The organism is Lactococcus sp. FSL K6-0773, assembly GCF_038006485.1.
Classification (GTDB): Bacteria; Bacillota; Bacilli; order Lactobacillales; family Streptococcaceae; genus Lactococcus; species Lactococcus lactis.
In genome coordinates, this window is the sequence record NZ_JBBOVF010000001.1 from 403763 (window position 1) to 415346 (window position 11584).

Genomic DNA, 11584 nt, shown 5'->3' on the forward strand with positions numbered 1-11584 from the left:
TAATTGATAGGTTATTTCCGAACATTTAGCGAGAAAAAGGGATATTCAGCTTATTTGGACTTGCAAAAAGGCTAAATATATCTTAAAATAGACTTAAGCTATATTTAGTCAAACAAAACTCGGAGGATACCCTTTCCATGAAAAAACGTGTAATCGCAGTTAGTGCTCTCGCACTTGCATCAGTCGCAGTCCTTGCAGGATGCCGTTCACATGACGCAGCCGGATCAGGTAAAGCAAAAACTGACCTTAAAGCAGCAATCGTCACCGAAACCGGTGGTGTAAACGACCGTTCATTTAACCAATCCGCTTGGGAAGGTCTTCAAAGCTGGGGGAAAGAAAATAACCTGAAAAAAGGTACAGGATACACTTATTTCCAATCTAACTCTGCTTCAGATTATACAACTAACTATAACTCTGCGGAACAACAAGGCTACAAACTTTTGTTTGGTACCGGATTCTCTTTACAAGATGCAACATCAGCTGCAGCAAAAAATAATCCTAAATCTAACTTTGTAATCGTTGACTCAGTCATCAAAGACCAAAAAAATGTGGCATCAGCAACTTTTGCTGATAACGAAAGTGCCTACCTTGCTGGTGTAGCTGCCGCAAAAGCAACTAAGACTAACAAAATTGGTTTCATCGGTGGAATGCAATCAGATGTTATTACACGTTTTGAAAAAGGTTATGAAGCTGGAGCTAAATCTGTAAACCCAGATATTAAAGTTGATGTTCAATATGCGGGATCTTTCTCTGACGCGGCCAAGGGTAAAACAATTGCTGCAGCTATGTACGGTGCTGGTGATGACGTAGTTTATCAATGTGCTGGTGGTGTAGGAACTGGTGTCTTCAGTGAAGCTAAAGCATTGAACTCAACTAAAAATGAGGCTGACAAAGTTTGGGTTATCGGTGTTGACCAAGACCAAGAATATCTTGGAAAATACAAATCTAAAGACGGTAAAGATTCTAACTTTGTACTTGTATCAACAATCAAAGAAGTTGGTAATGTTGTAAAAGATATCGCTGACAAGACTAAAGATGGTAAATTCCCTGGTGGAACAATCGTTACTTATGACCTTAAAAATGGTGGGGTTAACTTAGGACTTGACAGTGCAAATTCAGAAATCAAAGATGCAGTTGCTAAAGCAAAAGCAGATATTATTGATGGAAAAATCACTGTTCCTTCAAAATAATTGAATACTGATAAAAGATAAAATAGAGTTAGTTATATTAACTAATTCTTTTTTTATAAATTAAAAGCTAATAGAAGATAAGATTTGCGATTATTTTAAATGTTCTTTATTTGTAAGTCATATGAACTGTGATATAATGGTAGACAGATATTAAAGTGGTATATATTGTTATTATTTAGTTAGGGGGAACTATGGCAAGAAAATCAGTACCGAATTATGTAAAAATACATGATGCCTTAAAAGATGAAGTTGAAAAAGGCATCTGGAAAATTGGACAACGTCTTCCAAGCGAACGTGATTTGGCCGAGCGTTTTACTGTCAGTCGAATGACAGCAAGACAAGCGGTAACAGCTTTGGTTGATGAAGGAATTCTTGACCGTCGTGTGGGTTCTGGAACTTATGTTGCTAGCCGACGTGTTCGCGAAAAAATGCGTGGAACAACTTCCTTTACAGAAATTATCAGCTCACAAGGTAAAGTTCCTTCAACAGAAGTTTTGAGTTATATTAGAACGGCGCCAAATGAGGTTGAATGTGAAAAACTAAATATCACCAAAAAGGATTCCATCATCCGAATGGAGCGGATTCGTTATGCGGATAATGTTCCAATTTGTTATGAAGTGGCAAGCATTCCTTTCAAATTGGTCAAATCTTTTGATAAAAAAGAAATTACTAGTAACTTCTTTAAAACTTTAGAAAGTCACGGACATGTGATTGGTCGTAGTGAACAGATTGTTTCAGCTAAAAGAGTCAGTACAGAGGTTTCAGAGTATTTAAAAACAAGAGTTGGAGCTGCTATTCTTGGTTTAACTCAGGTTTCTTATTTAACAGATGGTACAGCTTTTGAATATGTCTTATCTCAATATGTTGGTGACCGTTTTGAATTTTATTTGGAAAGATAAAAAGGACTTAGTGAAGTCCTTTTTTTGCTTGCCGACGATATTTGTACTGACGAAGTTGAAAATGAATCCAACATCCTATACAAAAACCACTTAAAGCAATAGAAGCGGCTAGAAAAACAAAAGCTGCAAAGATTATTGCTAAGATAGGATGATTAGTGATTGAGGAAATCAAACTAGCACTTAATAGAACAGTAGCGATAATCTGATTGAAGCGAAGGTCTGATTTATCTTCGAGCACGTATTCTGAAGTTTTCTTTTTTAGAAATCTTTTGGCGATTAATATAATAAAATTTCTCTCGAAAAGAATGCCAGATAGTCCAGCGAGAATAGGAAGTAGGAGAATCCAATAGAAGTGAGTGACAACTGCCAAAATAACACTGAGAACAATAAAAGTTTGATTAGTACGAACGAGTGGGCGAGGAATGCCCTGAAATGTCTATTTAGCTATAAAAACTCTCCAATCTTGATAAATTGATTTTATCTTAATTGGAGAGTTTTGGTTATAAGATTTTTTTAATTTGATAAGTAAATTTGTTGAAGGCTTCGATTAAAGATTGACGGTGAAAGTTGTCCCTTTTCCAAGAATGGATACAACGTCAATTGTTCCGTGAAGCTCTTGAACATTTTTCTCAACGATAGCAAGTCCTAAGCCTGTTCCACTAACTTCTGCACGACTTTCATCAACCCGGTAGAAGCGGTCGAAAATTCGCTCTTTTTGAATTTCACTAAGACCAGGACCATTGTCAGTTACACTGAAGATAACTTTATTTTGTTCAAGATGTAAGCTGATAAAAATTTGTCCATTTGCTGGAGTGTATTTAATTGCATTTTCAATCAAATTCTCAAAAATGCTGTGAACCATTGGTTCGTTGGTTTTAAAAGTGATTTCTTCAATTTGGGATTCTAAATGAAGTGATTTTTCATTAATTTGTGGTCCTGAGCTTTGGAGAATATTTTGTATCAAAGTTGTAAGATTAATTTTCTTTTTATCAATTCGATGATTTTGTTTGGTCAAAAGCAGTGTATCCTGAACTAAATTCATCAGGCGTGAACTTTCTTTATTGATAATAGATGCGAAATTTTTTGTGTCAGAACTTGAAATTGAATCTGTTTCCAGAAGTTCAGCGAAGCCTTTGATAGAAGTAAGGGGAGTTTTTAATTCATGAGAAACGTTAGCAATAAAAGCATTGTGGGCATCCACTGTTCGACGATAAGAGCTAACATCCATCATAGTCACCATAAATCGACTGTCCAAATCAGGTAAAGGAGTGATACGGACTTGATAATAAGCCCCAAGTTTTTCAAAATAGAAAAGTTTTTCTTGAATATCAGGATGTAAAATTTTATCAACAAGAAAATTTAAGAAATCAGCATAGGGGCTGAAAATATCTAGATTTTCAGTATCTGAAAATTCATTTTTGAAAGAAGCATTGGTCCGACGAATTTTTCCTTTATTATTATAAATGAAAATCGGAAATTGGAAAAATTCAATAAATTCGTAGAGATTTTCTTTCTTTTCAGTATGAGAGAGCGCTTGTTTCTGAATTTTTTCGCCCAATTTATTGAGCTCAGTTGTAATTTTATCGTCGTTCTCATTCATCAAATAGCTTTGAGTCAATGGGCTGCGCTCGATATTTTTAATTTTAGCAACGGTATTTTCTCGAAAAACATAAGCTCTCTGAGCAGAACGTAAAACTTGGATGGCGACAGCCAAGTAAAATAAAATTGCAAAAATGATAATGGCAAAATCTGTAAAGAAAGTAGAGGTACGATTTTCTGTAACCTTTAGATAACCGTTAATTTGACCCTCGCTAAATATGGGACTGGTCACGGTTATTTCTTGAGAATCTAAACTACGTGCGTAAGTCGCACCCTTTTTAATTTTTTTAGTATCCGAATTTACTGTATTCTTTGGAAGATGTTCAAAATTATCTGGCAGAGGATTATCAGGATGTTTTTCTAAAAAGAGTTGTATTTTATCTATTGTTTTTAATACTCGATTTGTATCATTTTCTAAGATATTTTGGTTCGATAGAATCACCAGACTTAAGGTCGCAATAATATATAGGACCGTCATAAGCATGATGTGTTTAAGTTTCATTTTCTTCAAAATAGTATCCGAATCCTCGTTTTGTTTTGATATAATGATTATTTAATTTTTTACGAATTTTAGAAATGAGCACATCAATGGTGCGGGTTTCAGCAGTGTCTGAAATTCCCCAAAAATGTTGCAGGAGTTCTTCACGACTGACAATTTTTCCCTCTCTTTTAGCTAAGAGTTCAAGGATTTCAAATTCTCGTTTGGTTAAATCTAAAACTTTTTCGTCAAAAGTGACTTCTTTTTTTATAAAATCAATGACCAATCTGTCAGTAACTAATGATGAAGGTCTTTCATCTAAAGCTTCACTGACAGTTTCGGATGGTGCTTGGTTATACATTTGATTTCTGCGAATGAGCGCATCGGCTCTGACAATGATTTCTTTCATTGGAGTCGTTTTATCTAAATACTCATCAGAACCTGCTGACAGCCCTGTCAGTTTCATTTCATCATCATCTCGAGCAGTTAAAATTAAAATTGGTGTAAAATTATCTTCTTTACGAAGTTTTTGGGTGACTTCAATTCCGGAATATTCGGGCATCATTAAATCAAGTAGAAGTAAATCAAAGGGATTTTTACGAGCTTTGTCATAAGCTTTTTTCCCGTCTGATACAATAGTTACTTCGTAATCATTTTGCCGAAAATTATAAGATAAAAGGGTCAAAATTGCCCGATCATCATCAGCAATTAAAATTTTTTTCATACTTTTAATTATAACGAAAACAGGGAGTTTTGTATAGAATAAATTATTATTTTTAGCTAAAAAAATAATGGATACTTAGACTTTGATAAAGATAAAAAAATTACATTTTATTATTTTAAATCATCAATTAGAAAATAATGAATAAACATAAAAAATGATATAAATTTTGTTATAATAGAGCTTATGGAAATCGAAAAAACGAATCGAATGAATACTCTTTTTGAGTTTTATGCGACACTCTTGACTGATAAACAAATGAATTACATTGAACTTTATTATGCCGATGATTATAGTTTGGCAGAGATTGCTGAAGAATTTAATATCAGTCGTCAAGCTGTTTATGACAATATCAAGAGAACAGAAAAAGTACTTGAAAGCTACGAAGAAAAATTACACCTTTTTAGTAATTATGTGGTTCGTAATCAATTGTTAGAAGAGCTAATGAAAAAATATTCAACTGACCAATATTTAATCACTAAACTACAAGAAATTCAACAAATTGATGAAGAAGAGTTTTAAAGAATTTACTGACAGAAATTTTTTTATTACTGACAGCTTTGAATCAAATGATAAAGGAATCTGTCAGCTCACCTTTCTCATATAAAATACATACTTTAATGAAATTTTACTGACAGAAAAGTTAAAATATGCTATAATTAGACTTCAAGGTTCAAAGAATTACTGACAGAATAATCAGTAGGTATCTCCTTAAATTTGGGGGCGTTACGGATTCGACAGGCATTGTCGCGCATGAACTGCAACTGCTGAGGGATCAGGATAATCATCCGCAGATAAATATAACTGCTAAAAATAATACACAAACTTACGCAATGGCAGCCTAAACAGCACCATGCGTGCCTGATTTTTGCTCACTGATGGCAATTTGACGGCCTAAACTTTTAGTCAGATACGTTGTTGTGGAGGCTTGACGCAGCAAAAGAGATTTAAAGCCCCGCAAAATGTCGCTGTTTGAGACTGGCTTTGGCATTTTGTTAAATTTGAGAAAGTCCTATGGTTGTAGACGTTGATGTAGCAAGGTGTTTGGACAGGGGTTCGACTCCCCTCGCCTCCATTGAATGGATTTTATAGAATCCAATAGTATTAGAAATCGCTCAATAGAGCGGTTTTTGTTTCTTGGAAATAGTTGTAGATAGTTAAAATACAAAAAAAGGTAGACCCAAAAGCAGACCCAAAAAAATATAAAAAACTAGCTATTTTTAGCTAGTTAAAAGTCGATGTATGCAGAGAATTTATCTCCGATATTATTTTTAGTGAATTCTGTGATATGCTTATAAACATTAATAGTAGTTTTTTAATCAGAATATCCTAATCTATATTAAACTTGTTTAAAAGTCATACCTGAATCAAAAAGTAAGCTAGCATGAATGTGACTAAATGCATCAATTCTGATAGGTTCAATGTTTTTTTCTTTGAATATCTTAAACCGAAATTTGATGAATTAAAACAAATGGAAAAGATTACTTTAAAAGTAACGAGTATAGTTTTTATCGTGATATTATTTTGGTTCTTATAAAAAAAATCTATAAAGAATTTATTCAAAAGAAATTCTTTCAGAAATACTTCCAAGCACCACCTGTGGTGCTTTTTATGTACGGCTTTTGAGTTTTTGTATTGGTTTGGTTACGAAATGGGTTTGTTTTTGTAATGCTTAGCTTAAAGTGATATACTCTAATCGTTGAATTCTTAAAGGACTCACAATATTTTTGAGGATTCTTGTTTTATTTATATATAAATGTGATGTCTAGGAGGATATTATGAAAAAAATAGGTTTAGTAATTTTAGCAGCAATGGCATTTATAATGGGAGGGGTTATTAATGCACACCAAGTTTCTGCAGATACAGATCCACTTCACGAAAGATTATATAGAGTTTATAATCCAAATTCAGGTGAACATTTACTTACACCTGCTGGTTGGGAGGTTCTAACTTTAGAAAAAGCGGGATGGAAATCTGAAGGAGTCGCATTTTATATCCCATTAACTGAACCTCCATACTCAGGATATCCAGTTGTGCAACGTTTATATAACCCGAATGCAGGTGACCACCATTATACAACAAGTGATTTTGAAGCTGCTAGCCTTCTTTCTATTGGGTGGAATAATGATGGAACAGCATTTAGATTCCCAGTTGCTAAAGCGAATACTGGAGTCCCTGTTTATCGTCTTTATAATCCAAATGCAAAAGTAGGTTCGCATCACTTTACAATGAGCTCTTTTGAAAGAGATTCTTTGATAAAAGCCGGCTGGAAAAATGAAGGAATAGCATTTAACGCTTATACTAAATAAAAAAAATTATTAAAAATAACCCTGACTTCGGTCAGGGTTTTATTTTATTTTTTTTATAACAATGTGGCGAAAGCAATAACTAATATTCAAATGATTGTGCAAGTTAAGTTATCTAGCGATTTATTAGATATCATCGTGTAAACAAAAAGTACGAGAATAATTGGGCTTATACTTGCTATAATCAAATATAGCTGCTGTACTTCACCAATATTTCTGTGCAGTTTATTCCGTGTTACCTATGAAATACACTAATTCATATTAAAACAACAATAAATAAGTAAAAATGAACAGATAAAATTATACCTACAAAGTTTGATTTAATCTAAATAAAATTAAAATTCTGAATATAATGTCAGTCATCTGCTGCCATTTTTATTTTTATAATCGACCATTTTACTTGAAAATATCTATACAACTTCATATAATTGAATTATCTATACACCAATTTCTGTCTTATAAAGTAATTTATTCTATAAGATATTTCAGTGTGTAGCAAGACGTTTAAATTAATTAGACGTCTTTTTATTATTCATTAAGAAAAGAAGTGTGTAATGAATTTATTCCAGTCGCCTATCACTTTAGACGCTTTTTTATAAAAAAACCGCTAGAATTTTAAAAACTAGTGGAATTGATGTGTACCAGATCTTTTAAGTTAAAAATAAATCATGATTTCTATATTTTAGAATGGTACATTATAATTCTATCAATTTTAGCTTAAACGAATAATAAGTTTTATAAAATTAGTATGATATGATACATCTTCTTAGACACTATTTCTAATTTATTGATTGAGATTTTTTAAGCATTGTAATTACAAAATAATTGGAATTATAAGAAGGATAGGGAAATTCAAATACTAGTCATCAAAATATAAATTTAGTTCACAATATATTGATGAAGAAAATAAAAAACCTCTACTAGACAACAAAATAGTAGAAGAAATTATTTCAAAATTGGCCGGATTCTGATTATAAAAAGATAATGTGTAAATAGCAAATATAGTCAATAAAATAGTTTTCTTTGGCCATGATTATTATAACACTAGATAAAATATTTTGTCGTTAACAAAAGCTAACAAAAAAACTTAAACTTACTAAGAATGAGAGGCCAGTAAATGAGTAACAATAAAACTAACTCGACTAGCTTTATTAAACTAAAAAATATTTTAGCACTAATATTATTACCTATTATTACCTATTATTAACTAATAATAGCATTCCTTACGCTCATAATTTGATATTAGGGTTCCACAGTGAACGAATGATAAACTTAAAATAAAAAATTATCTCGATTAGTAAAAACTGGTTCATGGGAAAAGCTGATATGATAGAAGAGGAGCCTAAGAATTTGATAGTAAAAATCTACAGAGTATTAGATAAATATATTAAAAACTCCTCATTACAATAAGGAGTTTTATTTTTTTTGAATTAAATATATCTTTAATCACAAAATTTAGAAGTAGCTATTTTATGCTGGAAAATTATTTACTGCATATTGAGCTTCTTTAGCCGTAAATTTTCGCCAGCTGCAGAATATTAGCTAAAGGTTTACCGATTGAAAATAGGAGGTCAAAAGATTTTTATGTACAGATAAAATTTCTTTGTATTGTATTGGGTGCCTAATTGGTTTGTTTTTGTAACAATAGATAAAAACGATATACTTTATTAATCAATGGAGGATTACCCAAGCCTGGCTGAAGGGAACGGTCTTGAAAACCGTCAGGCATGTAAAGGCGTGCGTGGGTTCGAATCCCACATCCTCCTTAGACAGCCAATGTATATTGGTTATCTTATCCATCATCTTCCTATATGAAGATTTCTTTAAATGGCCCGCCAATGGTGGGTTTTTCATGTTATTATTGCCCCTCGCCTTCTCATCGTTGAAAGATGGAATAGTCAACTGTCAACTAAGAGAAAAAATATAAATTATTATATAATATGTTAATAAAAATAAGTGGAGTATTATTATGAAAAAAGTATATTTTCTTTGTACAGGTAACTCTTGTCGTTCTCAAATTGCCGAAGGTTATGGGCATAAAAATTTGGAAGGGTGGGAGGTTCGGTCCGCAGAGATAGAAACGCATGGTTTAAATCCCCGTGCAGTTAAAGTAATGGCAGAAGAGGGAATAGATATTTCTTCTCAGAAATCTGAGCTAATTGATTTAGATTATTTTAATGAATGTGATTTGATAATTACTTTATGTGGAGATGCTCTTGATAAATGTCCGATGATTCCTAAAGGAGTTAATCACGAACACTGGGACTTACAAGACCCTGCTTGTGCGATAGGGTCAGAAACAGAAATTTTGGCTGAGTTTAGAAAAACAAGAGATTTAATAAAAGAAAAAGTTAAAATGATTGAAAAATGATTTATTTTATCTATTAAAAAGGAGTAAAAATGAAGTATAAAATCGGACAATTAGTAAATTTACCAGAAACAAGATATAAAGGAATTATCGGTACAGTAATCGCTGAAAACAAAGCAGGAATCTTAGTTAGGTTTAACGGAAGTCAACAATTGTATTTTAAAGAAGAAGAACTTAAAGCATATAAAAAATAAATAAGTTTTAACTGATTTCGGTCAGTTTTTTATTTTCATTTATTATATAATGTTTATCGCTTTCATTTTGTTAGTGATAGTATTATAATAAAATTATAAGAATAGGTGGAGGTATTATTATGGCGAAACAGTATAAAAAAATATTAGTTCCTGTCGATGGTTCTGACCAAGCTTATAATGCGGTTCGAGAAGGAGTAATGTTAGCGCAATGGTCTGAAGCGGAGTTAATTGTATTGACCGTTAAAGATTTAGTGCGATATTATGGCATTGCTAACTATGGTATTGTTGAGACTCCAGGATTGGATAAGTTGGCAAATGATATTTTACTCAAAGTAGGCTCTATTATTCCAGCAGAATCTAAATTTAAAACGCAAATTTTATCGGGTTCTCCAAAACGAGAAATTGTTCAATATGCTAAGGAAAACGATATTGATTTAATTGTCATGGGGGCAACAGGAGCAGGAGCGTTTGATAGATTACTTGCAGGATCTACGACGAATTATGTTGTCAATCATGCACCTTGTGGTGTAACTATCGTTCAAGGATAAGAATCAGTTTATAATAAAAAGACCTATCGTTAGTGATAGGTCTTTTTATTTTTTATATCTAATTTATACTGATATAATCTAGTTGAGGAGAAATTTATGATATCACTTATTTTAATAATTATTGTAGGAATAGAGCATTTATTGTTTGGATTTATTGAGATGTTTGGAGGAATAAAGTTACAAGCTGACGCTTTTGGTTTTGATGAATCTGAATTAAAAAATAAGACATTACAGGTTGCGCTCTCCAACCAAGGGATTTATAACCTTGGTTTTGGTTTGATGATTATAGTACTAGCCATAATGAATGCAACTACTATCGTTTTTATTATTGCGATGCTTTTTGTCATCTTAATTGGAATCTATGGTGCTTTGACAGTGACGAAAAAAATATTATTTGTTCAAGCTTTACCGGCACTTGTAACTTTAATAGTTCTTTTGCTATCGCTTTGAACCTAAAATTAACTTCTTTAAGGATAAAAAACGCTGCGATTAGCGTTTTTTTATTTCAAATTTATTTAGTGGTTTAGTAAGTGACCAATAATAAATAAAATCCAGATATGAATTGGATAAAAACCATAGAAAAAATATTTTTCAAAGGTTGAAGAGCGACCACCCTTTTTGCCATTGTATAGGTAAATAAAAGGAAGAACGGTGATGATTAGGAATTCTGGGTTAAGAGAAATACTTTGCCAAAGCGACATGGAAGTGTCAAAAGAAAAGGCCTGTAGAAGAAATAAGATTGATAAAAGTAGTGTACCAATATAAAGAATCCAATCTTTTCCACTTTTACGTGATGCGTACATTAAATATGGAAGGATTAGAGCAACTAAACTTGCTTCTGTAAATATTGAAAGAGCTGAAACGAAAATGAGCGGAAAAATCAGCAATATTTTCTTCTTTTCTATAATAGTATCAAGGAGCCATACAGCACCAAAACCACAGGCTAAACTCAGAAAGATATTTGGATTAAGGATGGTAAAAAAGCTTATGGAGACATTCATGAGATAATGTATGACTAAATTTCCGAGAGCCATGACTGCTCCAGCAACTAGAAGGCGTGTTAGATATTTTTTTCGACTTCGGGTATAAAAGAACCCTTCAATCATTAGAAAAAAGAAGAGAGGAGAGACGAATCGGGATGCCATATCTAAGATAGAAAAATCGGGTATCCCAGGAAGTCCTAGAAGAACTTCTAGGTAAATATGGTCAAGTAGCATGAAGATGATTGCTATTATTTTAAGTTGATAGCCAGATAAACCAAAACGTTGTTTCAAAAAAGTA

At 32.4% G+C, this 11584-nt stretch carries 12 protein-coding genes, 1 tRNA gene and 1 other RNA gene; 10 read left to right on the forward strand and 4 right to left on the reverse strand.

Features of this window, described 5'->3' with window-relative positions; genetic code table 11:
• Nucleotides 1-137 precede the first annotated feature (137 nt).
• A complete protein-coding gene (locus MHB61_RS02025; RefSeq protein WP_003130470.1) occupies nucleotides 138-1190 on the forward strand; it encodes a BMP family lipoprotein in 1053 nt (350 codons plus the stop codon).
• A 191-nt stretch (nucleotides 1191-1381) separates the two neighbouring features.
• On the forward strand, nucleotides 1382-2089 hold the full coding sequence (locus tag MHB61_RS02030) for a GntR family transcriptional regulator (protein ID WP_003130471.1): 708 nt from the start codon (nucleotides 1382-1384) through the stop codon (nucleotides 2087-2089).
• Between the two features lie 7 nt (nucleotides 2090-2096).
• Here MHB61_RS02030 and MHB61_RS02035 read toward each other — a convergent pair whose 3' ends face one another.
• The 3 genes from MHB61_RS02035 to MHB61_RS02045 form a co-directional block, all read right to left on the reverse strand.
• Nucleotides 2097-2513, reverse strand: coding sequence for a DUF4395 domain-containing protein (locus tag MHB61_RS02035; protein WP_032398885.1), 417 nt, complete (start codon nucleotides 2511-2513; stop codon nucleotides 2097-2099).
• 123 nt (nucleotides 2514-2636) lie between these two features.
• A complete protein-coding gene (locus MHB61_RS02040; protein WP_137016736.1) occupies nucleotides 2637-4190 on the reverse strand; it encodes a sensor histidine kinase in 1554 nt (517 codons plus the stop codon).
• On the reverse strand, nucleotides 4180-4890 hold the full coding sequence (locus MHB61_RS02045; protein WP_003130475.1) for a response regulator transcription factor: 711 nt from the start codon (nucleotides 4888-4890) through the stop codon (nucleotides 4180-4182). The genes MHB61_RS02040 and MHB61_RS02045 overlap by 11 nt, the downstream gene beginning before the upstream one ends.
• Before the next feature lie 183 nt (nucleotides 4891-5073).
• Between MHB61_RS02045 and MHB61_RS02050 the strand changes: the two genes are divergently transcribed.
• The 8 genes from MHB61_RS02050 to MHB61_RS02085 all read left to right on the forward strand — a co-directional run bounded on the left by MHB61_RS02050 (nucleotide 5074) and on the right by MHB61_RS02085 (nucleotide 10753).
• Nucleotides 5074-5409 carry a putative DNA-binding protein gene (locus MHB61_RS02050; protein WP_003130477.1) on the forward strand — a complete coding sequence of 112 codons (336 nt, stop codon included), beginning with the start codon at nucleotides 5074-5076 and terminating at the stop codon, nucleotides 5407-5409.
• Between the two features lie 197 nt (nucleotides 5410-5606).
• Nucleotides 5607-5965, forward strand: a transfer-messenger RNA (tmRNA) gene (ssrA, locus tag MHB61_RS02055).
• Nucleotides 5966-6665: 700 nt separating this feature from the next.
• Entirely contained in the window at nucleotides 6666-7196 is a 531-nt protein-coding gene (locus MHB61_RS02060) for a hypothetical protein (protein ID WP_010905913.1), read from the forward strand.
• Between the two features lie 1673 nt (nucleotides 7197-8869).
• A tRNA-Ser gene (locus MHB61_RS02065) sits at nucleotides 8870-8959 on the forward strand.
• 203 nt (nucleotides 8960-9162) lie between these two features.
• Nucleotides 9163-9564 (forward strand): arsenate reductase (thioredoxin), encoded by a 402-nt coding sequence (gene arsC, locus MHB61_RS02070; protein WP_003130481.1) that lies wholly within the window; start codon nucleotides 9163-9165, stop codon nucleotides 9562-9564.
• Between the two features lie 29 nt (nucleotides 9565-9593).
• Nucleotides 9594-9755 (forward strand): hypothetical protein, encoded by a 162-nt coding sequence (locus MHB61_RS02075; RefSeq protein ID WP_003130483.1) that lies wholly within the window; start codon nucleotides 9594-9596, stop codon nucleotides 9753-9755.
• Between the two features lie 119 nt (nucleotides 9756-9874).
• Nucleotides 9875-10303, forward strand: coding sequence for a universal stress protein (locus tag MHB61_RS02080; RefSeq protein ID WP_003130484.1), 429 nt, complete (start codon nucleotides 9875-9877; stop codon nucleotides 10301-10303).
• A 96-nt stretch (nucleotides 10304-10399) separates the two neighbouring features.
• Nucleotides 10400-10753: a DUF1304 domain-containing protein gene (locus tag MHB61_RS02085; protein WP_003130485.1), complete on the forward strand. Its 354-nt coding sequence runs from the start codon at nucleotides 10400-10402 to the stop codon at nucleotides 10751-10753.
• Between the two features lie 65 nt (nucleotides 10754-10818).
• Here the strand turns inward: MHB61_RS02085 and MHB61_RS02090 are convergent, their stop codons facing one another.
• Entirely contained in the window at nucleotides 10819-11577 is a 759-nt protein-coding gene (locus tag MHB61_RS02090; RefSeq protein ID WP_003130487.1) for a TraX family protein, read from the reverse strand.
• Nucleotides 11578-11584 lie beyond the last annotated feature (7 nt).

Coding starts and splice junctions, on each gene's coding strand:
- MHB61_RS02025 (WP_003130470.1), top strand. CDS start 138: ATGAAAAAACGTGTAATCGCAGTTAGTGCTCTCGCACTTGCATCAGTC.
- MHB61_RS02030 (WP_003130471.1), top strand. CDS start 1,382: ATGGCAAGAAAATCAGTACCGAATTATGTAAAAATACATGATGCCTTA.
- MHB61_RS02040 (WP_137016736.1), bottom strand. CDS start 4,190: ATGAAACTTAAACACATCATGCTTATGACGGTCCTATATATTATTGCG.
- MHB61_RS02045 (WP_003130475.1), bottom strand. CDS start 4,890: ATGAAAAAAATTTTAATTGCTGATGATGATCGGGCAATTTTGACCCTT.
- MHB61_RS02050 (WP_003130477.1), top strand. CDS start 5,074: ATGGAAATCGAAAAAACGAATCGAATGAATACTCTTTTTGAGTTTTAT.
- MHB61_RS02060 (WP_010905913.1), top strand. CDS start 6,666: ATGAAAAAAATAGGTTTAGTAATTTTAGCAGCAATGGCATTTATAATG.
- arsC (WP_003130481.1), top strand. CDS start 9,163: ATGAAAAAAGTATATTTTCTTTGTACAGGTAACTCTTGTCGTTCTCAA.
- MHB61_RS02075 (WP_003130483.1), top strand. CDS start 9,594: ATGAAGTATAAAATCGGACAATTAGTAAATTTACCAGAAACAAGATAT.
- MHB61_RS02080 (WP_003130484.1), top strand. CDS start 9,875: ATGGCGAAACAGTATAAAAAAATATTAGTTCCTGTCGATGGTTCTGAC.
- MHB61_RS02085 (WP_003130485.1), top strand. CDS start 10,400: ATGATATCACTTATTTTAATAATTATTGTAGGAATAGAGCATTTATTG.